A 20,976-nucleotide genomic window follows, 5' to 3' on the forward strand; every position below is an offset into this window, starting at 1 on the left:
GCAAAGCCCTCTACCAAAGGCTGTGTCAATTGAGGCATCACGCCTGCGTATATCGATGGAGTGATGGGAGCAAACCTACTCTCCAGCACTCCACAAACACGCTATCGCAACAGCTCTTTAGCCTTTGGGCTGAGACTTACATGCGCTGATGCAGACTGATTACGAATAGCGTAATAACCAGCTCGAGAAAAATCTTGCTCCAACTGCTTGATGGCAGCATCGACTTCTTCCTCGTTTGTCAGGCGCATCCTTGGATGCTCTGCGGCAATAGCTTGCAACTCGGCAAATTTTGATTTCGCACATTTCAGGTACGAAACTTTCACATCAGGTCTAGCAGAGCTGCAAGCCAAGCTAAGAGATTCGTTCAGCTGCTCCTTTGCTGCATGCGCTTGCTGCTCTAATCTTTCTAGCAGAGCCCCCCGCGCCTTGGCATTAAGAACTAGCTTGCGAATCCAGTCGAACATAAAGACGCCTCCATCTTGCGGGATGGTAGCAAAGTGCCACCATGCATCATGGACAAGATGCCGGGGTTGCCAACGTTGTAGCGACTCGGGTTGTGCGTCAAACCTCGCTGACAGCTTACTATCTAGGCACCCACTTGCTGCCGTCCCACACCGCCTCTTTGTCCCCCACACGCGAGACAGTGCCGACCGCACGTTGCGCCTTCGAGGCGCCGCCCGTTGGCTGTGAAGCCGAGACCGGCACTTGTTGCACAGAGCCGTCCTCCATGAGGCGCACCAAAGCCTGCCCACCGCGCACCACCTGCCCCATGTCATTGGTCGTATCGGGCAGCGTCACCGTCTGCATGCGGTCAGCAGCCGTCTTGCCTGCCAATGCCGCAAGCGACCGCTGGGCCATCGCACGCTGCTCAGGCGTGGCCTTCGGATCGAGCAAGGTGTTGCGCAGCTGCTCTTGCTGGCCTGCAGCACGGTTGGCAAAGCCCTGTGTTTCTTGCTCCATGCCCAAGCGTGCGGCATCAATCAAGCTGCGTCGGCCTTCGCGGCGATCGGCGCCAGCCTGCTGAATCCCCTCGCGTTGCAAGCCCGCGTTTTGTCTCATGACCTCAACATCAGCGCCTGTCTGCCCACCTGTCATCGCGGCATAGTCGGCTTGCAGCGCTTCCCCATAAGCCTTCTGCGCAGCTTGGCCTGAGCCTTTTTTGGCCCAATGACTTTGATGAATCAAGCTGTTGGCACCCATCTTCTGGCGCCGCAGCATCTCGCGCGCTGTCCAGTCGTTGCCACTGTGCGTGGCTGTAATGCGGCCAATCAGCCCTTGGGGCGGTGACTGAGGCACACTGCCGCTGGTAGCCACCCGGCTGATGCTGTCCATCTGCTGGTTCGCGGCCAGCTGGTCAGCGGCGGCCATGTTCTGGGCAGACGGCGTGCCTCTAGGCTCACTGTTCAAGTTCACAGCTGCCTCACCGGTGCCTGCATAGCTATTGCCGGTGCGGTAAATGCCCGGGGCAACCTGTCGGGACGCGTCCACCAGAGGATTGGATGCCCCTGCCGTGGGCGGATTGACCGTGCCACGGCCAGCACCGGCTGCACTGGTGCGCGGGATGGCAGGAGTCGATTCAGGCGACTCAGCACCTGCAGGCAGTGCAGCCAGCGCCGCAGTGCCGGCTGCAACCTTGTTGACCACACCGGCGGTAGAGTTCAACGCCCGGCTGACCCAACCACCCGTTTGGGCCACCTTGCCAACACCACCGACACCGGGCAGGGCCATGGCCGTGTTGTAGAACTGTCGGCCCAGCTCCGAAGAATGGATGCCCGATTGTGGTCGTGCCGCCGGCGCCTGGCGGTCTTCTTCTGTGGGGATCTGGTCAACCAGACTGCGGCGCATTGGGGCGGACGTGGCCATGGGAATACCTCGTTGGTTACTTGAGCCAAGTCTCGCGCAATGTAACCAGCGTCCCAAGCCTTAGAGGGGGCTTGACTAGGTGTCGGGTCCCGGACGATTGGCTGCTTAAAAACAAGCGTCCGTTGCTGCATGGCCGAGAGGTACTGCAAGCAGTTCTGGCAACATGGCAATCCCGTGCCAAGGAGTTGCCATGCTGATCAGCCTTCATAAGAACGCTACGACCACACCTGCCACCCGTTTTGCATTGCAGCAAGCCAGTGGTACTGATCGAGAGTTGGCGCAGCAATACGGCATTGGCATAGGGACCGTGCGTAAGTGGCGGGGCAGAGCCACGGTGCATGACGCCAGCCACACGGCCCACCGCCTGCAAACGACTCTCAATGCAGGGCAGGAAGAGCTGGTTATTTATCTGCGCAGCCAGCTGCGGCTACCTCTGGATGACTTATTGGCGGTGGTGCGAGAGTTCATTGAGCCGGCCATGAGCCGTTCTGCGCTGGATCGCTTGCTGCGCAGACGAGGCCACTCCAGATTGCCCGTACAGCCCAAGCCTGAGGGCGAGCACAAACCCTTCAAGGCGTATGAGCCTGGCTATGTACATGTAGATGTGAAGTACCTGCCCCAGATGCACGATGAGGACAAACGCCGCTATGTTTTTGTTGCCATCGATCGAGCTACACGCTGGGTGTTGATTGATGTCAAGCAACACAAGACGGCAGCATCCGCCAAAGCCTTCTTGGCTGCCGTACGCAAAGCTGCAGCGTTCAAGATCCACACCATCCTCACCGACAACGGCAAAGAGTTCACAGACCGATTGTTTGGAAGCCGCACACGTCAGCCCTCAGGCAAGCACGAATTCGACCAGTTATGCCAAGCATTGGGGATAGAGCATCGGCTGACCAAGCCAAAGACGCCACAAACCAACGGCATGGTTGAGCGCTTCAATGGCCGCCTGAGCCAGGTGCTGCGCTCGCATCACTTCAACAGCGCAGAGGATTTGGAGAAGACACTGCACAGGTTTGTCTGGCTGTACAACCACCACTTGCCACAAAAGGCACTGGGGCATGAAGCCCCAGTCCAAGCACTCAAAAAATGGAAGATGAAAGCACCTGATTTATTCGTCAAGAACGTGCGTAATCATCCGGGACCTGACAACTAGGCTTCAACAAATTTAAACTGCTTGCTTGGCAAAAATCGACCAGCAGCAGCCTTTCAGGCTGTGTATCCCAAAGTAGGCCGTTCGGACTACTCTATTACATTCGTGAAAGCTAGTCTTTGACTCGAAGTCAGTAATAGCGACAAGTAGTCAGCAGGCCTGTATAAGCCTCAGTAATTAAATTCATTCATGTCGTATGCAGTAAAGTTAGGTTGTAAACCATTTTCACGACTTTTAGCTGCTCAAGTTAGGCTAGCAGGCGCTAGATGGCCTGTGATCCAGTGCGGCCAACATTACGCTAGGCAGAATGAAAGACGAAGTCTTATCTCGTGTAAAAAACCCTCTGGCTATGGTGGCGCTATTTGCCGCGATCTCTGAAGTCGCCATGGCAGTAGTTTTTACCAAGCTTTCTGACAAGCTTCAGGAGATATTTATCTGGTTCGTGATGGGCTTCCCCATATTACTGATCCTGTTGTTCTTTTTTGTCCTATATCACAAGCCTGCAGTCTTCTTTGCGCCTGGGGACTACAAAAAGGAGGAGTTGTACGTTGCATCCATAGGATTGAATGCACCGGACGCAGCTACAGAGCAACGCATGCGCGCCATAGAAGAGCAGCTTTCCGTCATTCAAGACTTCCTTTCGAAGGCCAGTATTGGCACAGACAAGCAGGCCGAATATGTAAAGCTCCGCCGCTTAATTGAGCTTCGTCAGGAGCTTGAGCTAAACCCTTTGTATGCATTTATTGTGGGTGATCTTCGTGTTGACCATGACACAGCTCAACGGTTGATAACCTCAGCGACGGATGCACTTGATCTGTCGCGCCTTATGGAGGTTGATCTTGGAGACCGCCGAAAGGCGGCTAGGCTCACGGGTCTCATATCCTCATTTCCAAGCGCGGCCTCAGACTTTGACCGTCTCAAGCTAGCTTTGTCATCTCATCAAAGGAAATCATGACTTCAGGCATCTTCTTTGTTCAGTTTTCCGTTGGTCCCCAAGACGTCGGAGCAGGCCTTGCCGTCCTCAGTAACGGAGACGTCAATGGGGGGGACGAAACGTATTTGTACCGGGGCCACATTGACAGTTATGGTAAGCAAGTCAAAGCAAGCATAGAAGTTACTCACTATCGTGGACCTCTCAACTCTGTCTTCGGCCCCTTGCGCAATTTCACTCTCGACTTGACAGGAACTGTGGATGAACAAGGGTTCGACATTCACGGACATATTGTCGGGCGATCGACCCCAGAAATTCGCATCGCCGGTCGCAAGGTGGCACAACTTTACGAGCGCGGTGCCTAAACCTTCTCTCAAGAAGACCTTGGCCAATTTGGCTTGGGGTGTGCCGTAAGACATCATTCGCCTAGCGAGCAAAGCTAGCACTTGCCGTTCAACTCAAATGTTAAGTGGCTGCTTGTTATTTAGTCTTTGGCTACTCTTAGCCCGTCTGCTAGTGTCACTTTTCGAACTTACGCAGTCAAACTAATGCAAGCCAATCCTACTTAACAGCGTAACTCTTTTAAACCTATGGATCTCTCGGAACTATGGAAGTCTACGCCTGCAGTGGCCGCGGCAGTCGTTGCAGTTGCTGGCGCGTTATACAAAGCGATCAAAACACTGCTCGAGTTTAATGATGAATATCTCAGCAAGCGGCAATTCAAGCGGCACTCATTTCTGCGTGCCGAAGCAGAGCAGCATAAAGAGTTAACCGCATTTATCGAAGCTGTTAGACATGAGGCCGTCTTTCATTCCACATTCGGTAGGCCGGCATCGCCACGAATGGCGGCAGCCATAATGGCGGCCTACCAATCTGGGAACTTTTCGCTAAAAGAACTACGAGCTAGCTATCAATATTCGAAGATTGGGAATGATGGTTCTCTTGTAGTAACTCCAGGGAAGTCTGGCGTAATCACACTCGGTTTTTCGATTTTTTTCATCGTTGCGACAGCTCTTTACTCTGCTGCTACGGTGATCTCGGTTCTAAGTCTCAAGAGCATTCCCGCTTTTCTTACGGCATTGGTTTTGCTATCGATAACTTTCGGCATTTTTTGGATTTTCGGACGCGATGCGAGATCAGTTCTCTTGGCTAAGAATGTCGAGCGAAAGCTGCTAAAAATGTCTTTAGCGCAACCAGACTTACCACCATTGAAGGCGCAGCCTATAGCTGCGGTTCATGGTGAACTTTGAGTGACCGTTTTTTTCTGTCGCTGGCGGTTTTGGACATAGCGATGCCGCTCAAGACATATCTACTGACCTGTCTAATCCAACACTTCAAGACTCAGCTCAATCGACGTGGTTATCTGGCCTGCGTGTCCCGTTAAGGTCAGCCAGTGCATCATTTTCTGAGAGCGTCAAACGCTTGCGGCCATCAGACCAATAGCCATCATGCTCGGCCTCCACGCGCTTGGCATTCACTAGCTCCCCACGCAGCTTGTCCTGCACCTCAAGGGTCAGCGTGCCAAATTCCGGGTTGTGCTGGATGAAATGCGCCAGTGCCTCAGTGCTTTCGAACTTGCGGCCTGCTGGCTCTTTGGCAGCTTGCAGCCGTGCCTTTTCGCTTACCGGGGCTTTTGCAGCTGGTGCTGTGCTGGTTGGCTGACCTGCTTTGGCAGTCGTGCTGGGCTTGGCTTTGCCGGTTGCTTTGGTGGTACGGGTCATAGGTACTCCTGTAAATGAAAAAGGCTCCGTATTGGGAGCCTTGATTTCATGGGAGCGTCGCCTTATCCGCGAACCTTAGCCGGGGTCATGCAATCGGCCCGGGCATCGATTGCGCCACCCGCTGCCACTGCTCATTGCGCCCGCTGGTCTTACGCCCGAACTCTGCTTCAAAGCGCCCCAGCGCTATCGCCGCTTTGGCGTCGTTGTAGAGGTCCGTGTCCTGGCTGCTGTAGACGCGGTACAGCATCCAGTCGACCAACGCTGGGTGAAGCTCCTCCCGAATCTCAGGAATGCTGTCATCACCCTCGAGCAGCGCGGGCATGCGGCTCACGGTCAGTGCGATGGTGCCATCCTGCTGCGGCAGTGGGTACAAGTGCAGCTTCCCGCTGGTGAGTCCACTGACGAGATACAGCGGTGTCCCTACACGCCCATCTGCTTGCCACCCCGGAAACTTGGCATCCATCCAGTCAGCCGTTGCGCTTTCTAGAGGCTGATGGCCCATAAAAGCACGCTGGATGGACAACACACCGGGCGCCAAAGACACGCTGCGCTGGCCAGCCGTCACCTGCAGGCTGCACATGCTGCCTTCGGAATCCAGCAACAGGTGGCTGCGGCGGCATGCTTCCACCTGGGCTTCATTGGCATACAGGGTCAGCAGTTCAGGCCCACACAGCGGTGGGTCCGCCGTGTCGCAGGACTGCGCCCGGTACAGCGCGATCATGTCTTTGAGCTTCATCGCAGCCAGCTTTCTGTTTAGCGTGCTTCAGCCAAGACGCCGCGCAGCCACGGGCCACCGTTGGGGTTGCGATCTTCGATCACCGAAAATGGGAATCGCAGCAGGTGCATGGCCTTGAGGTGGTTCATTCCCTCGCCCAGACGCTCATCCAGAGTCTGCGTGAAGTTGGTACGTTTGGCACGGGCCAGAACCTCCACATACTTGCGCTTGACCGTAATCTGCTCGCCACGCGGCAGAAACTGGTTGACGCCGTTCACACCCACTTGCACCAGGCGCGGCTCATCCGGGTCAGTCGCAGGGTTGACGATGATGGTCACTGGTTCATTCATGAATGCTTCCAGATCCAAGGCATCCTTGGGCATAGGCTTGTCCACCACGTCGATGCCGGCTGTCGTGCGGATTTCTCCGATGGCGCCCTGTTGCTCGTGGCCAAGGTATTCAGCACCAGCATCGACCTGGCTGGATGTACGGGGGTTGCGAGTTGCCATGTCTTTCGTCCTGTGGAGTTGTCGCAGGGCCAGGCCCTGCTTGGGAGGAATAGCTGCCCAGCACACCCGTGTGGGGTGCGCTGGGACTTGGGTTACAGGGAGGAGACGCCTGCTTCAGCGATAGCCATCCAGCCTTCGTTGAGCAGCGTCATGTTCATGTAGAACTTGGCGCCCACGTAGCCACGCTGGCCCAATGGGTCGGACTTGTCTTTCTGGCCCACAGGGATGTAGGTCGGATCGATGGAGTCCACACCGCGCAGTGCCAGCTGGCCCCAAGCGTCTTCACCAGCCACGATGAACGGATACACGTCCACCTTGCCGGTGCCCATCAGGGCTGTCGCAGCCACATCCGCACCGGCGGCCAGGTAAGGTGCCAGCTCGGGCGAGGTCACAAAGCGGAAGTTCTCGCAAGAGCCCAGCTCCTGGGCATGCACGGGCTTGCGGCTGCCGTATTCGCTCACGTGTACGAAGTTGGCCAGATCGCGCACGTCGGCTTCCGCGTCGGTGTGTACAAACACCATATACGACGCTTCCACGGGTTGCGTGGCAATCTCTGCCGAAGGCGCCAGGATGCCGGTGATGCGCTTGGCATGGTTGGCCTGCAGGTTGCGGCTGATCTTGCGCAGCAGGTTCAGCGTGATCTTGCTGGCCACCGTGGCACGGCTGGAGCCACCTGCAAAGAACACATTCGTGCAGGCCTTGATGCCACCGTAGCGGATCATCTCGCGCAGCAGACCTACGCGCTCGCCGCACTGCTTTTTCATCTCCGCAGGCACGTCGTCTTCGTAGGTGTCAGCCACTTGGTCGGTCAACTGGTACAGGCAGCCGTACTGCTTGATCACCGCTGTGATGTCTTGCGGCGTCAAGCTATCGGCCGTAGGCGTAACGCCCTCCACCAGCTCATGCGCTGCGGCATCAACCGCAGGACGGTTGCGCGTGTCCCAGTTGGTATTTGCAGCACCGTAGGGCAGGTAGCGGCGGAACACCACGGTTTTGCCCTGGTTCTTGGGCAGTGGGCGCTGCTGGCCGCAAATGCCCAGCACTTCGGTGGCAATCGCATGGGCGAGGATTTCACCCTTGATCTTGCCGATACGGGGCGCCGGAGCGCCAGAGGTAAATTGAGCCATGGTTTTCTCCTCGGGCCTAGCGTCGGCCCATCACTGACTGAAAGCCAGCATGAAAATCGTCGGTTTCGGTGGGCGCGGCTTGGGGCTTGGGCGCATTACCTTGGGGTGTCACCGCAACTGCCAGGCGCTGCTGGCCTTTGTGGGCCTTTTGCGCCCGAGCCTGCTTGGCGCTCGACCACTGATCGAACTGACCAATGACGGCCGCCAGCGAGTCCGCAGTGTCTGCTGTGCCAAACGCGGCCTGCACCTCCTCGCTTTGGGCAGACAACCAAGTGTTGAACTCTTGCCCTTGCACCTTCTCTCGCCACCCTGCGTGCATGCGATCCATGACAGCCAGCTCAATGTCCACGGGGTCAAGCGCGGCGGTCGCCGGTGCTGCATCCGTGGCCACGGACTGCTGCACTGGGGCGGGCGGGGCTGCCGGTGTGGGCTGCTGCTGGGTGCCGATCAACGCCTTGGCGTATGTCGCAAACTCCGGGAAGTCCTGCTCGAACTGCTTCAGCTCTGGCGGCAGCTCGGGCGCAACCTGCTGCTGCGTCGGAGTTGTCGTTTGCGCCGGGGCCTGGGATTGCAGCTTGCTGTTGAGTTCGCCAATCTTTCCCTGAGCCTTGCGCAGCTGTTGTGCCAGTTCAGGCACCTTGCCGGCCTGCTCCACCAAGCGTTCAAGCTCGCTGCGTTTGTAGCCACCCAACATCACCGGGTCTTCACCTTCGGCTGGGCCAGCCTCTGCGCTGGGTGCAGCAGCACCCTCAGCGGGGAGGCTGACAGCGCCTGGTGCTTCACCGGGCTGCTCAGTGGTCTGTGCGGCAGGGGCTTGCTCTGTCTGGGAGGTCGCTTGCGCCTCGGCCGCAGGCGCGGCGGGGGCTGGTGCGGGCTGCCCGGAAGCTTGTGCAAATCCCTGTTCGAACGCTGCGCGCTCTGCTTGCTGGTCTTCTACGTTCATGCGTCATGCACTCCTGTGGTTTCAACGACCTCGGCCTCAATAGGCGGGGGTCTCCTGCACTGGGGCTGGCTTGTCATCCGCCATCGCCAGTAACTCTTTCCACGCTGCAATACGCCCACGGACTTCCGCAGTCCGGGTTGCATCCAGCGTTGGGCTGTCGTTCTTCTCCCGCAACGTAGCCAGCTGTGCTTGCGCTTTGTCTGCGATGGCACGCCAGGTTGGCGAGTGGAAGTCGATGGCCGAATTCGTCATGGGGGACAGTTTCTGGCTTAGCGCCACAAAGACGAATCCCTAGCCGGGTGGGCATGCCGCGATCACAAAAAAACAAGCCCTCCAGGTTGTGCACCGGGAGGGCTGTAAAGGGCTGTGCTTATCGATCAGGACCGCACGCCGTCGTCCGCCTGGGTCTCGATGCCAGCCTGCATCCCAACAGCTGGGCTTGCCGGATTGGCTGGCGTCAGTGGGTTGGTGTTAGTAGGCACTTCAACCGGTGGCACCTCCCCTGCACCGCTGGCCTGCGGCACGATGGGAGCGGCATCCATGTCTATGGACCCTGCAGAGCGCAGCAGCGCATCGGCTGTGGTGGCGGTGCCGGGAATCTGCTCGATCACCTGAGCCGTTTGCACAGCGCTGTACTGAGCCTCCACCCGGGCGCCCACGGTCAGCGCCTGGGCGCGCTCGGCGTCGGCCTGCGCTTTGATGGCCTGTGCACCCAGCAACTGTGCCTTGGCCTGCAGCGTCGGGTCTTGACTTTGCTGTGCCCGCTGGGCCTTTTGCTCCTCTGTCAGCTGGAAGTTCTTCGGATCCAGACGCTGGCCACGGCACAACTCGGCCGCCAGCTTGGCCGGATCCAAGTCGTACACGGGGTTGGCCGAAGCCTGCAGCAGCGACATCAGGAACTGCTGCTGGGCGTCCCGCTCCACCAGGGCCGACGAGGCCCGCACTTCAATTTCGAAGTCCCCTTTGATGTTGTCGTCGTCGCTGTAGCTCATCATCCAGTCGAAATAGCGCTGGATGTGCGGCCGCGTCATGTAGTCGTCAAAGCGCTTGGCCAGGCGGCGCAGCACGCTGGTGGCATTGTTGTTTTGCATCTGCATGCCCCCCAGGGTCTGCGGCGCATCACCACGGATACCCTGCAGCATGGCAGGCATGCCGGTGGTGTCCTCGGCCATCTTCAAAGCGAAGTTGATGATGTTCATCAGCTCGTTTTGCACGCTGGTCACCGAAAAGCTGGCAAAGGCTTTGGTCACATCCGGCACATCGCTGCCCGCTTCAGCGCGCCACAGCTTGCCGGGGCGAAGCGTGTAAACCCCATCTACGGGCGTGATTCCGTTGCTGATCACAACCTGCGGGGCTGCAGACAGACCGCTGTTGTCCATCATGGCGCGTGTGCTGGCAACCAGCATGCGCTGCACAGTGCGGATCTGGCGGCTGACGCCAATCCCCCAGGGCATGCCAGGGCGGCGCTGCCAAGCCAACACGTCATAGGGAAACTCGCCGCTTTCCAAGGGGCTGAGCACGGCCTTGACCAGGCGGTCATTGATCATCACCGCCATGGCGGGCAACTGCTCCTCGGCCCCCTCATCCAGCTCTACGCCCATGGCTGCCAGCTGTTGGCGCATACAGTGACCGTGGAAGATCCACATTTCAAACTCATCATCACCGTGGCGATAGACCGACTCTGTGCCCTCGCGCGTCTTGGCGGGGCCTTCGCGCAGCACGGCCAGCAGCTCGGCGCGGTCGTAGCTCTCATCCTTGAGCAAGTCCATGATCTGGCGCTTGCCGATGTACTCGCACTCGAAAGTAAAGCTCCCAGCGTGGATGTTCTCGCCACAGGCAGGATCGGGGAAGAAGTTCCAGAAGTCGATGCGCTTGCTGCCAGGCTTGATTTCGTCCACCTTGAACTGCGTCTTGAGCTGGGTCACCGGATCCTGACGGGTCATGCGCACCGTCCGCATCACGGGAAACGGCCCTTTGAGCACGCCTGAGCCACAGCGGGCCGCATCCTCGATGACCTGGCGCACCTCTCCGTGCCAGTTGCTCTCCACCAGCGGATCCTCGATAGCCTTTTGCATCTTGGTGGCCGCCTCCTGGGCCAGCTGTGCCTGCTGCTCCATCGCCTCCTGCACAGCATCCGTGCTGGGCATGCGCATCGCCTCTGCCAATTTGGTTAGCTGCAGCTGGCTGAGCGTCGGCAGCGGCGTGGCCTTGATCTCCCAGGCACGGTCGTCAGTCGGCAGCAGCATGTCTGCCACCCGGGCGCTGGCCGCATCCACATACGGACGGGTGATGTTCAGGAACACCACGGAGCGCGTGGGCTGTTGGCCCTGCTGCTGGCCCGACAGCAGCGCCTTGCTGCGGCTGCGATAGAGCATGTTGGCCGACTGGAACGCCCGGTTGGCATCGTCAATCCCCTGGTAATGCTCCTCATCTTCCGTCCACTCCTCTTCAATGCCCGAGCCAGCGCGGCCTGCAATCGCCTCACGACGCTTGGCCAGCAGGTTTTGCAGCAGGGTCTGACGGTCATCAATCGGTGGCGCATCGGCACCTTGGGGCTGCACGCCCCCGTTGTTAGCGGTTGCTTGCATTTCAATACCCCATTTCTTGATCCAGTGGTGCCCAGTTCCCCGTAATTGGGCGCTGTGGCTTGGGTTTGGTGATGGCCTTGCGCTTCATCATCAAGGCGTAGCGACTGGCTGAGAGCAAGTCATCGACCTTCTTGACCACCTTGCCTTCCTTGCGGTGGTACAGACGGAACTCTTGAAACCAGTCTTCCAGGTGGCTAAATACCTTCCAGCGCCCGGTCTGCATGCGCTCGAGCATGTCCATCAAGCCAGCTTCCACGCCGTTGCTGCCATCTTCAAAGGTGGCGCGATCTTTGAGCATCAACACGCCCGCCTTGGCGTACTGCATGGCCAGTTGTTCTCCAGAGCCTTTATCGTGCTGCAAACCGTCATGCGGCCAGGCAGTTGGCACCCAGTCGCCCCAAGCCTTGATGGTGGCGGCATGCACCACGGGTAGCGTTTCGCTTTGTCGGTGGCCTTGGATGACATAGATGCAGTCGTTGTCTCGATCCCAGGCCAACTGCACCGCAGCGCTGGGGTGATCCCAGCCGAAGTCCACACCATTGATGCGTGGCCAGTGTGCAGGCACAGCAAACGGTGTGCACTTGATCAGCTCTTCCTGTACCGGGAAGATGCGGCCGCTGCCCAGCGTGGGGATGCCCTTGGAGCGTGCTTCGCGTTCGTGCGCCGGATAGCTGGCCACGATGGTTTCTTTTTGCTCGGGGGTGTAGTGATCCACATCCCAGATCGTCATGCTGATGACCTTGCGGGTCTTGGCACCCAAGTCATTGGCCTCGGGCATCAAGAAGCGCTTGACCACATCCGACATGCCCAGCAGCGGGGTGAACGTCGTCAGGGCGAACTGCCCGCGCTGGCCGTTGTTGGTGCGGGTCAAGCCTTCGCCATAGATCGGCAGCGGCGGCTCTTCGTCAAACCAGACGCCATCGACCGTGGGCCCCTGCCACTTCTCGCGGCCTTTTTCGTAGGACTTAAAGGCAATCAGGCTCTCTCCAGCCTGCACATCACCCCCACCGCCGTGGCGAATCACCGCGCTGTCCAGCAAGTTGGCCACGCCCATCGCCCGGGTGAAATCCTTGATGGCATCACGCGGCACCATGCCCGTGCCCCACATGTCCTGAATGGCTGGTGGGCCCAGCAGCATGCGCTGGGGGTTGTCGCGCGTGGCTTCGCTGGTCACCGAACCGGCCCAGAACACCACCGGCTTATTGAACACCGCGCCATTCCACCAGTCCGGGTAACGGCCAGTCAGGTGCATGGCCCATTCCGCCCCACCCGCTTTGGTCTTGCCCAGCTGGTTGCCAGCCATGAACAGGCGCTCGTTGTACTGCGCACCCGCAGCATGGAACTCGCGCTGCTTGGCGTACGCACCGTATTGGTCCAGCTGCCTGCCTTGCAGTTCGCGCTCTACCATCGCAAGCACAGCGGCTTTCTTGTCCGGAGACAGGTACTCAGAAGACAGATTCATACTGCACCGCCCTTCAGGGCAGAGGCGACAGCCAGCAGTTCCTTGGTGCTGAACGCTTCCAGACCAGGTGGCGGGGGTTCTGGCATCTCTTCACGGATGCCAAACGCTTGGCGCTCCAGCGCAATCAATCCCTTCAAAGACTCGGCCAGCGACCGCATGGTGCTCGAGCGCGACTGCAACGAGCCAGCTTTAGCCGCCATTTCAGCCAGCTTGGCGCGCTTTTCCTTGGTCATTTCCTCGGGTGGCGTGCTGCGCAGAATGTCAGCTGCCTCTGTGATGAGCGCAGGGTCAGCGCTTTGCTGTTCCAGCTCAGTAAGCATGCCCATGCACAGGCGGCGGGCACGCTCGATGTCGGCGCGGTGTGCCAGCCGGATCGTGGCCTGCGTATTGGCGACCGCCTCGACCGTCGCCTTTTCCGCTGCGGGGCTGGCTTTGTTAACAGGCGTGTTAACCGAAGCCTTGTTAACCAGCTCATTGGCCTTGGCTTCGATCTTCTTTGTGAGGTCGCGCACCCAACCTTGGGCTTTGGCACGCTTGGCAATGTTGACGTGGCTGGTGCCAGAGCCCTCTGCAATTTCGCGCAAGCTCTTAACGCCAGCCCGGTAGTCCAGCTCTATACGTTCCCAGTCGATCTGGGGCTTATCGTTTTGAGATTTGGTTCCTGTGTTCTTTGCCATGCCCTGGAGTGTTCCGGGAACGTTGGCATGGAGCGAACCTTAGGTGGGGAGTGGTATTTGAGATGACTCACCAAGGGGTGGAAGCTCAACTTCGGACGCAATAACTTGGAAGACGGGAAGGATTTCTTCGTTCCAAATTTTATTTAGCGTTTCGTACTCTTTATCGACATCAAAATTCTCCGAACTGATTGGGCTGCGTTCTATCAGCTTTTTTTGCCCCCTGAAGCGTTCAAAACCGCAGAGCGCCAATGCAAAGCTCTCTCTGGTCATTCTTCCCATAAAGAGATTGTTTCGTCGTTGCCAAATGTGTGCCTCTTGAATCAATGGCCTCCAGCTTTCTGTCGAAAAACGAATAGCCAATTTAAGTTGGATGATCCAGTCATATGCTTCCTGGTGGGCCTGAATCCGTCTTTCTGCGGCCACCATCCTTAGCTGATGATGCGCCTGTAAATCTGCCAGTTGCTTGTTGAATCCGGCCTCGACCTCTTTGACGGCCCGGGTAATCTCCCTGATGTCTTCTTTTGTGGCGCGATTTTTCGCCTTCTCTGCTGCGTAAGCGCCTGCACCAGCGAGAACCCCACCAATGATGGCTGACAACACATACCAAATTGCCTGGCCTTCTGCCATCCCTTTGGCCATGGCTTGAATCTCTTCTGGCGACATTCCCTCTCCTGTAGTTGTGTCGCGCCATGCTACCCAAACCCCAGACAAAGAAAAACCTGCCCCATGGTGGGTGCGGGTTGGTGCTGGGGTAACTGGGGCTTAACTCACCGTTGTCACGCTCTCCACATCAAAGCCCAGACTGGCTTGGGGCGAGCGTTCTGCAAGCTTGCGCATCAGCTTCCCGTTGGCGGCCTCCAGCTCAGTGACGCGCTGGGCCAGCTCCCGTTTTGCTTGCTTCAGCTCCAGCATCAAGTCCTGGGCCACAACCCCAAACTGGTACTTCATCTCCAGCATGGCCACCTGGGCATAGCTGCCGGACAGCCGCTCCGCGATCTTTCGCGCCACTCGGGCGTCATTGATCACCAGCTTGCCACAGTCGTCCACCTCGATGACCAGTGAGCTGTCCTCCCCAATGTCGGTGAAATACACGTTAGGCATCTTGCCGACCCCTCGCACCAACTCATAGACCCCTGGCCGCACGCGCCGCAGCGTGCCCTCTTCGTCCACCATCCGGGATACGTGGTCGTCAATGATGTGCTGCGTCAGGCCGGTGGTCGCCTGCAGGTTCTCGCGCGTGATGGCGTGATCCAGGCCTACCAACTCATGGATGGCATCCAGAACAATCTGTCGGCTGGTGCGGGTGTCTTTGCTCGGGGTGTTCATCGATGCGTCCTTCCGTTAAACTGCTGCGTGTCCAGGGCGTACAGCTCGGCGGGAGGCTCACTTCGGTGGGCCTTTTGCTTTTCAGCGACTCAAAAGGCGCTTGATCGTTACGTTAAGCGCCGTCAATTCGTCCATCTTTTTGATTCGCCAGTAGGCGCGGGTGCCATGCCAGCCATTCCCGCCTCTATGGCACTCGGTACAGAGCGCCACGCACGTGTACTGCTGCCCTTGTTTTGTGTGGTGAGCCTCACTCGGGCCGGGCGCATCGCACACTGAACAAGGCAAGTCCTTGACCTTGGCAAGGTGCTCGCGCTCTTTGGCGGTCAGCTGGTTGTTCACGCGATGGCCTTTCGCTGCTTCAGCCAGACCACACGGGCCTGCACCTTCTCTGCCTCCAGAGGCTTGAACTCAGCGCAAGCCTGGGCCTTGGCGCTCAAGGTGTGCCCGGGCAGTGCCTTCCTGTCGCAGTGGGCGAACCCGAAGCGCAGCATGTTGGCGTCCGTGGCCTTGGGGCTCCAGTGCTGGCAGTCGATGCAGGTGGTCATTGATCGCCCTCCCCGTAGGCCCTGAATGCCACCTCATGCTCGGCGCCGAAGGCCTCCATCAGCTGCTGCAGCTCGGACATTTCGCGCTTGGTCATCTGGCTGGTGGACTGGCCGCAGACCACAAAACCACCATCTAGGCCGGGGACGACCTTGGTGCGCTTGATCGCCGCGGTGAACACGTCCTTCCACTCTGCAGGGGGCAGGCGATGGCCATGCCAGTCCACCTGCTCGCTGATGTCGCTCAACATGGACCACAGGCGTCGGTTTTGCGCATCGCTGCGCTTCTCCGGGCGAATCTCCAGGGTCAGGCGGTGACCGGCCATCACTGCGTTCTTGGCATGAGACCAGGCGTGCATGATGGCCTTATGCGCCTGGACTGGCTCCCACAGGCTGAGGGTGACGCGGTCCATCAGGCCACCTCCATGCGTCCAAAGTGAGCGAGCAGCACGGCTTCGGCGCGGTTGTGGTCCTTCACGCGCTTGAGTTCAGCCAGCACTTCGGGGTGCAAGCGGCGGGCAGTCTCCAGAGACTTCGACTTTACCGACTTCAGGCCGAAGCGCTTTTTCCAGGACTGGGGGGCCACGTACTGGATCTTGTAGTTCAAGCACTCCAGCACTGTCTCCACAGCGCCCAGCGTGCGCAGCAACGCACCTTGCGTCTGGACGGCGTTGTTCTTTCCGCCCATGGTGCCGACCTTCTCCAGGATGACGTGAGGCTTGCCCTCGGAGGCTGGGCAGTGCTTGAGCAGCAACTGGCAGAGCGCGCGGCCGTCGATCTTGTTTTGCACCATGGCATCGGGCCCCACGTCCGGCGCCTTCATGATGGGCAGGTCAAACACTGCGCGAACGCCGTTGTGGTCCATCACAGCGCAAGCACCCGTCAAACCGGGATCAATTCCAATAACGATCATTGTTCTTTGCTCCTGTTTTATTGCCACGACTGGCGGCCTTCAAACCCCAGGGCTTGGCGGTATGCGGTGATCTGGTGGGGGCCCAGCTTTTCGCCGTGCTCATGACGCGCCTTGAGCTCTCGCGCCCAGTCCTTGCCGTCATTGCGCATCTGCACCTCAACCCGAACGGCCTGGCGCTGCGGAGCGGGCAGAGCTGGCAGCCCCTGCTCTTGCGCGTAGGTCTTGCGCGGCATGGCGGCCTGGCAAATCTTTTCGATCAGGGGCAGGCTGGGGGGAAACTCCGGCGACTCCACAATGACGCGCTCATAAGCCGTGGCCAGCACGTCAGCCGGGTACTTCGCCAAGCGCGCGTCCCACACCTTCATGGTTGAGCGGATGCCCAAGTCGCGCCCTTGGTCGTCCTTCACGCCGGACGAGAACTTGGCCAAGAACGGAGCGCCGTAGCTGCCCTGCAGCATCAGAAACAGGTTCTTCACGCCTGCGGAAATGCCTTTTTGTTCTTGCTGCTGGGCCTGCTGCATGCCAGGCTGGACGAGTGTTGAGACTGCTTGCATGGCTTAGGCCTCCAAAATCGTCGCGTAAGCGGCGGCGTGCTTGTGGGTGTTGGCGGTTGTGCGGCTTACCGCTGGCCGCGTGTCTTGCTGGTGCCAGGCCGCCCGGAATCCTTGCCAGCCGTTGGTGCAGCAGATTTCGATTGCCTCGCTGTCTGTCAGTCCAGCCTTGCGTGCCTCGCGCTGCAACCCCTTCGCCGCAGTGGCTGTCAATGGACCGGCGCGCTTTGCACTGCGCACTGCTTGCCAGTCGGCCAAAAGCTCATCGCTCACACCATCGAAGCCGAGCGCTTGCGCTTTGGCGGTTCCTTGATGGTTCCCTTTACGGTTCAATGATGATTTGGGTGCGCCTGGTGCGGGGGTGGGGTGCGCCTGGTTCACCCCTAGAGGTGCGCCTCCTGCACCCACTGGTGCGCCTGGTGCGGGGGGTGCGCCTGGTGCGGGGGGTGCGCCATCTGCACCCTTGCTTCGGCTGCGTGGCGCAGGAGCCTTGGTCGGATCAAAGCGCAGCGGCGTGACGGTATAGACCGTTGAGCGGTTGGCTTTGTACTCGCGGAAAACCGCCCCAGTGGTTTGCAGCCACTGCAGCGCTTCTTGTACTGCGCGCTCGGACAGGCATGTGCGCTTGGCAATCGTGCCAACGGATGGCCAGCACACGCCGTCATCGTTGGATTGGTCGGCCAAAGAGATCAGCACAGCCTTTTGCGCTGCAGACATGCCGTCAAGCGGCCAGCATTGGGACATGATGATGGTGCTCATATCGCTGCCTTCGAGATGCGCTGTGTGCGGTGCGTGTCAGCGGCTTTGGTGATCTGGAAATACTGGCTGGGCTTGGGGGCGTGGGCCAGGCGGGTGGTTTGATGAAAGTCCTGGGCGATGGAGCGCGCTGGAATGTCCCAGGCGCTGCGCTGTGTAGGACGTTGTGCTGCTGCTGGATTTCTCACAAGCGCACCTCGCCAGCTTCTTTTTGGGCGAAAGCTTCAGCCATCAGCTCATTGGCAGGCAGGTTGGCCACCATGACACTGAGGCCATGCTTTACAACCAACTTCTTCAGGCCTTCACGCAACGCAGCGCGGTACATGCGGGTCTTGTTGCCGTCGTAGCAACCGCAGGCATGGATCAGCTCAAGCAACTCTTGCTCGTCCTGGCCTGCAGGGATTTGGATGGAGGTCATGGGTCAGGCCTCCTGGGGGGCTGGGGTGGAATCGCGCAGGTAGGCCCAGTCAACGTCAGGGCGCAGTTCTTCACATGTCACTGCGCGCTTGGACTCGCGATCAATCGCAATGCACAGCTTTTCTCCCAGCTGCTGCCCCTTGCTGATCGCTTTGCGCAGATAACCCTCGCTGGTGCCGCAACGCTCCACGAATGAAGCGCGATCTGCTTTACCAAGGCCGTTCAAGTAGTTGAGGAGTGTTTGCATGTCCGCATTATTACTGTTTAGTAATGCAATGACAACACCCTTTGGTAATTTACCTGGCAGTAATCGAGAATCACCCGATGGTTAATAGATCCGAAGCAGCTATCCGCGATGCAGAAAACAGGCGAGCACGCCTTCGTCAATGGATTGACGAAAAATTCAACGGCTCGCAGGCTGCATTTGTCAGTGCACACAAACTTAATCAAGGTGAAATCTCAGCACTGCTGAAAGACAAGTCTTTCGGTAGCGTCAAGGCGCGCAACCTTGAGGCTCAGACAGGAATGCCAGAGCAGTACCTAGAGATAAGAGACTCCGCACCTCAAGCGCAGCCGATTGAGCTTTTGCGTGCTGATAGAGAAGTTGTCGAAGGCTATGTCCGCCTTCCAGTCTTGGCTGAGGCTGCGGCTGGACATGGCAGGTACCCAGCGCAAGAGGTTGTTCAGCACATTGATGTGCTGGAGAGCTATATCCGCCAGCGATTGAACGCAAACCCTCGCACCTTGAAGGTTCTGACCGCCAGAGGCAGCAGCATGACCGGCGTGATCGAAGATGGCGACATCATGTTTGTGCAGCCCACCAACGAGTTCACGGATGACGGCATCTACATCCTGACACTAGATGATCTGGTGCGCGTCAAACGCCTCAGCGTGTCCATAGCCACGGGCAATGTGCTGATTGAGAGCAACGATGGACGCAAGGCGGAAGAGTTGCCGCTGAAAGAGGTGCCGCACCGTTTGCACATTCAAGGGCGTGTGCTGGGATCATGGTCGCTTCGCAGCTTTGCGTGACCGAGCGCCACAGGGGATCTCGACGTAAATAACCAACCCATTTCACTAACACTTTTAATGCGAGGGATGCATGGAGTACAAAAACGACAGTGCAAACATTAGCACCGCCAACCATAAGCATTTAGCAGGAATCGGAGGGTGGTTAAGGTTTTTGATAGTTTCATTAACTATTCTCGCGCCATTGGCCATCCTTGGAAGGGTGACTGGAGAAATACAAGCCGCTGAATCGCAATTTCCAAATCTTATAAATCTTCCACTTTGGAATCAAATGAAAGAAGTATCGTGGACAGTTGGAATTGTTCAAGCAGCGATTTTGATTGGCGCTGGATTTTTGCTTTGGAAAACTAGATTAAGAAGCACCACAAAACGAGTGATCACGATGCTATGGATTGGCGGCCCACTAACTGCCATCTTGGGCTTGCTGGCTATTGCGTATATCTCAAACGAACCACTCGCTACAGTAGTTAATCATGAAGTGCTGGGAGGGATTTTGGGATCATGCATTAGCGCATTCATCTGGAGCGCTTATTTGATTCGATCAAGGCGCGTACAGAATACATACGTTCAATAACCAATGAACCTCTTCCACGTCGCGCCTATCCCTCTGGGTGTGGGTTCTGTGAATAATCGCAAGGTGCAATGAACAACGTCAATAAACAGGCGCGCAAGACATTCGCACCCGCCGCCGCGCCAGCACCACACAAGCCAACCATTGCCGATCACCCAGAGCAGGCTCGCGAAATAATTCACCGACTTGTGAAGTCTGAGGATCTGTCCAGAACAAATGCTGCGCAGTGGTCCATGGAGACAATCAAGCACATTGCTCTGTTCTGCGCGACCGGCATGGCGGGGTCATTTGCTGCCATGCAGATTCAAAAGATCAGTTCCCCTTTATGGCACTCGATCGCTGGCGGTATTTTCTTCATCGCATTTGCACTTTGCATCTATCGCATGCATTGCACAGCAATCCTTATGAAGGATATTGCAAACGATGCCAAGCGCCGCTTTGAAGGTGTGCTCTGGGGAGGTAGCAAGACACTTGAGGATCTGTTTATGAGCCCTGAATCCAGCGCTAAGTTCGATAGCCGTTGGAAGTGGATTTACGCGATGGGCTGGACGGCATCAGGGCTTTCGGTTGTCGGCACTGCCTTCTTGCTCGTCCCAATCATTCATTTGCACTTTCAAGCTTAAGAAGTCCCTGCGTTCGCCCAGCCCCACTCAAGAGACCAAGGCACAAACACCAGGCGCAGGCGCTCGCTAATCGACAAAGGGCCAACACAGTAGCGCCACTTCAGATACACATCCTTGGGACAACGTCCGCCGGCAGTGAAACCCATGCCCTCACAGGTCCAGTAGAACCCAAAAGTGCGCCGGAACCTCGGCTTCTCCAGCTCTCGCTTCTTCCAGAACCCGCCCCGAGCGGGCTTTTTTTCGTCTGTGCGGTGTGTGGTCATGGGGGGATGGTACACAGGATCGTAAAAATAATTACTTTTTGGTATTGCTTTTTAAATTACCGTTTAGTAATATTCACCCATCGACAGCACCAAACCGCGAAACACCCAAGGCCCAGCGATCCGGGGCCGAAGCCGACAGGAAGCAAAGGCGGGGTTAGCTCTCAGGAGCGCAGCAGCAGGTGCGCCAAAGCGATTGGTGCCAAGTGATCGAGCCAGCACCTTATGCTCTTGCAGCTTGGCAGGCTGGGTAAATAAAGCACCCTCGCAGGTGGTAGCGAGTCATAAAAGGCCATCGG

The 20,976-nt window shown here is 58.0% G+C and carries 29 protein-coding genes; 7 read left to right on the forward strand and 22 right to left on the reverse strand.

Features of this window, described 5'->3' with window-relative positions; all coding sequences use genetic code 11:
• Positions 1-101: 101 nt before the first annotated feature.
• Both B3R00_RS14785 and B3R00_RS14790 read right to left on the reverse strand, forming a co-directional pair.
• Entirely contained in the window at positions 102-464 is a 363-nt protein-coding gene (locus B3R00_RS14785) for a hypothetical protein (RefSeq protein WP_286999650.1), read from the reverse strand.
• Between the two features lie 118 nt (positions 465-582).
• On the reverse strand, positions 583-1,863 hold the full coding sequence (locus tag B3R00_RS14790) for a hypothetical protein (protein ID WP_286999651.1): 1,281 nt from the start codon (positions 1,861-1,863) through the stop codon (positions 583-585).
• Positions 1,864-2,053: 190 nt separating this feature from the next.
• On the opposite strand from B3R00_RS14790, the gene B3R00_RS14795 reads away from it, so the two are divergent.
• The 4 genes from B3R00_RS14795 to B3R00_RS14810 all read left to right on the forward strand — a co-directional run bounded on the left by B3R00_RS14795 (position 2,054) and on the right by B3R00_RS14810 (position 5,197).
• Entirely contained in the window at positions 2,054-3,019 is a 966-nt protein-coding gene (locus tag B3R00_RS14795) for an IS481 family transposase (RefSeq protein WP_286999652.1), read from the forward strand.
• 304 nt (positions 3,020-3,323) lie between these two features.
• Positions 3,324-3,971, forward strand: coding sequence for a hypothetical protein (locus tag B3R00_RS14800; protein ID WP_286999653.1), 648 nt, complete (start codon positions 3,324-3,326; stop codon positions 3,969-3,971).
• A complete protein-coding gene (locus B3R00_RS14805; RefSeq protein ID WP_286999654.1) occupies positions 3,968-4,312 on the forward strand; it encodes a GrlR family regulatory protein in 345 nt (114 codons plus the stop codon). The genes B3R00_RS14800 and B3R00_RS14805 overlap by 4 nt, the downstream gene beginning before the upstream one ends.
• Positions 4,313-4,537: 225 nt before the next feature.
• Positions 4,538-5,197: a hypothetical protein gene (locus tag B3R00_RS14810; protein ID WP_286999655.1), complete on the forward strand. Its 660-nt coding sequence runs from the start codon at positions 4,538-4,540 to the stop codon at positions 5,195-5,197.
• Positions 5,198-5,293: 96 nt separating this feature from the next.
• Here B3R00_RS14810 and B3R00_RS14815 read toward each other — a convergent pair whose 3' ends face one another.
• From B3R00_RS14815 to B3R00_RS14910, 20 genes are all read right to left on the reverse strand, one after another.
• Positions 5,294-5,668 carry a hypothetical protein gene (locus tag B3R00_RS14815; RefSeq protein WP_286999656.1) on the reverse strand — a complete coding sequence of 125 codons (375 nt, stop codon included), beginning with the start codon at positions 5,666-5,668 and terminating at the stop codon, positions 5,294-5,296.
• An 85-nt stretch (positions 5,669-5,753) separates the two neighbouring features.
• Complete coding sequence (locus B3R00_RS14820; protein WP_286999657.1) at positions 5,754-6,404, reverse strand: DUF6682 family protein; 651 nt, start codon at positions 6,402-6,404, stop codon at positions 5,754-5,756.
• A 17-nt stretch (positions 6,405-6,421) separates the two neighbouring features.
• On the reverse strand, positions 6,422-6,892 hold the full coding sequence (locus B3R00_RS14825) for a hypothetical protein (RefSeq protein WP_286999658.1): 471 nt from the start codon (positions 6,890-6,892) through the stop codon (positions 6,422-6,424).
• Positions 6,893-6,984: 92 nt separating this feature from the next.
• Positions 6,985-8,019 carry a N4-gp56 family major capsid protein gene (locus B3R00_RS14830; protein ID WP_286999659.1) on the reverse strand — a complete coding sequence of 345 codons (1,035 nt, stop codon included), beginning with the start codon at positions 8,017-8,019 and terminating at the stop codon, positions 6,985-6,987.
• Between the two features lie 16 nt (positions 8,020-8,035).
• Positions 8,036-8,962 (reverse strand): hypothetical protein, encoded by a 927-nt coding sequence (locus B3R00_RS14835; protein WP_286999660.1) that lies wholly within the window; start codon positions 8,960-8,962, stop codon positions 8,036-8,038.
• 36 nt (positions 8,963-8,998) lie between these two features.
• Positions 8,999-9,214, reverse strand: a complete 216-nt coding sequence (locus B3R00_RS14840; protein ID WP_284214460.1) for a hypothetical protein — start codon at positions 9,212-9,214, stop codon at positions 8,999-9,001.
• Positions 9,215-9,339: 125 nt separating this feature from the next.
• On the reverse strand, positions 9,340-11,550 hold the full coding sequence (locus B3R00_RS14845) for a portal protein (protein WP_286999661.1): 2,211 nt from the start codon (positions 11,548-11,550) through the stop codon (positions 9,340-9,342).
• Between the two features lies 1 nt (position 11,551).
• Positions 11,552-13,012, reverse strand: coding sequence for a terminase large subunit domain-containing protein (locus B3R00_RS14850; RefSeq protein WP_286999662.1), 1,461 nt, complete (start codon positions 13,010-13,012; stop codon positions 11,552-11,554).
• The gene (locus tag B3R00_RS14855; RefSeq protein ID WP_286999663.1) at positions 13,009-13,689 is read right to left on the reverse strand and encodes a hypothetical protein; all 681 of its coding nucleotides are present in this window, start codon (positions 13,687-13,689) and stop codon (positions 13,009-13,011) included. Before B3R00_RS14855 ends, B3R00_RS14850 begins: the two co-directional genes overlap by 4 nt.
• 39 nt (positions 13,690-13,728) lie before the next feature.
• On the reverse strand, positions 13,729-14,352 hold the full coding sequence (locus tag B3R00_RS14860; protein WP_286999664.1) for a hypothetical protein: 624 nt from the start codon (positions 14,350-14,352) through the stop codon (positions 13,729-13,731).
• Positions 14,353-14,451: 99 nt separating this feature from the next.
• Complete coding sequence (locus tag B3R00_RS14865) at positions 14,452-15,015, reverse strand: hypothetical protein (RefSeq protein WP_286999665.1); 564 nt, start codon at positions 15,013-15,015, stop codon at positions 14,452-14,454.
• An 81-nt stretch (positions 15,016-15,096) separates the two neighbouring features.
• Complete coding sequence (locus tag B3R00_RS14870) at positions 15,097-15,354, reverse strand: hypothetical protein (RefSeq protein ID WP_286999666.1); 258 nt, start codon at positions 15,352-15,354, stop codon at positions 15,097-15,099.
• On the reverse strand, positions 15,351-15,560 hold the full coding sequence (locus B3R00_RS14875) for a hypothetical protein (protein ID WP_286999667.1): 210 nt from the start codon (positions 15,558-15,560) through the stop codon (positions 15,351-15,353). The genes B3R00_RS14870 and B3R00_RS14875 overlap by 4 nt, the downstream gene beginning before the upstream one ends.
• A complete protein-coding gene (locus B3R00_RS14880) occupies positions 15,557-15,970 on the reverse strand; it encodes a recombination protein NinB (protein WP_286999668.1) in 414 nt (137 codons plus the stop codon). The genes B3R00_RS14875 and B3R00_RS14880 overlap by 4 nt, the downstream gene beginning before the upstream one ends.
• Entirely contained in the window at positions 15,970-16,470 is a 501-nt protein-coding gene (locus B3R00_RS14885) for a hypothetical protein (RefSeq protein ID WP_286999669.1), read from the reverse strand. Before B3R00_RS14885 ends, B3R00_RS14880 begins: the two co-directional genes overlap by 1 nt.
• A 17-nt stretch (positions 16,471-16,487) precedes the next feature.
• On the reverse strand, positions 16,488-17,024 hold the full coding sequence (locus tag B3R00_RS14890; RefSeq protein WP_286999670.1) for a hypothetical protein: 537 nt from the start codon (positions 17,022-17,024) through the stop codon (positions 16,488-16,490).
• A gap of 3 nt (positions 17,025-17,027) precedes the next feature.
• Positions 17,028-17,780 carry a helix-turn-helix domain-containing protein gene (locus B3R00_RS14895; protein WP_286999671.1) on the reverse strand — a complete coding sequence of 251 codons (753 nt, stop codon included), beginning with the start codon at positions 17,778-17,780 and terminating at the stop codon, positions 17,028-17,030.
• On the reverse strand, positions 17,777-17,965 hold the full coding sequence (locus B3R00_RS14900; RefSeq protein WP_286999672.1) for a hypothetical protein: 189 nt from the start codon (positions 17,963-17,965) through the stop codon (positions 17,777-17,779). Before B3R00_RS14900 ends, B3R00_RS14895 begins: the two co-directional genes overlap by 4 nt.
• Positions 17,962-18,195: a hypothetical protein gene (locus tag B3R00_RS14905; RefSeq protein ID WP_286999673.1), complete on the reverse strand. Its 234-nt coding sequence runs from the start codon at positions 18,193-18,195 to the stop codon at positions 17,962-17,964. The genes B3R00_RS14900 and B3R00_RS14905 overlap by 4 nt, the downstream gene beginning before the upstream one ends.
• Positions 18,196-18,198: 3 nt before the next feature.
• Entirely contained in the window at positions 18,199-18,441 is a 243-nt protein-coding gene (locus B3R00_RS14910; RefSeq protein WP_286999674.1) for a transcriptional regulator, read from the reverse strand.
• A 41-nt stretch (positions 18,442-18,482) separates the two neighbouring features.
• Here B3R00_RS14910 and B3R00_RS14915 point away from each other — a divergent pair, with 41 nt between their 5' ends.
• The 3 genes from B3R00_RS14915 to B3R00_RS14925 all read left to right on the forward strand — a co-directional run bounded on the left by B3R00_RS14915 (position 18,483) and on the right by B3R00_RS14925 (position 20,417).
• Positions 18,483-19,226, forward strand: a complete 744-nt coding sequence (locus tag B3R00_RS14915; protein ID WP_286999675.1) for a S24 family peptidase — start codon at positions 18,483-18,485, stop codon at positions 19,224-19,226.
• A gap of 70 nt (positions 19,227-19,296) precedes the next feature.
• The gene (locus B3R00_RS14920; protein ID WP_286999676.1) at positions 19,297-19,797 is read left to right on the forward strand and encodes a DUF2569 family protein; all 501 of its coding nucleotides are present in this window, start codon (positions 19,297-19,299) and stop codon (positions 19,795-19,797) included.
• Between the two features lie 68 nt (positions 19,798-19,865).
• On the forward strand, positions 19,866-20,417 hold the full coding sequence (locus B3R00_RS14925; protein ID WP_286999677.1) for a hypothetical protein: 552 nt from the start codon (positions 19,866-19,868) through the stop codon (positions 20,415-20,417).
• Positions 20,418-20,976: the final 559 nt, after the last annotated feature.

The organism is Comamonas sp. UBA7840 (assembly GCF_002501455.1).
Taxonomy (GTDB): domain Bacteria; phylum Pseudomonadota; class Gammaproteobacteria; order Burkholderiales; family Burkholderiaceae_C; genus Comamonas; species Comamonas jiangduensis.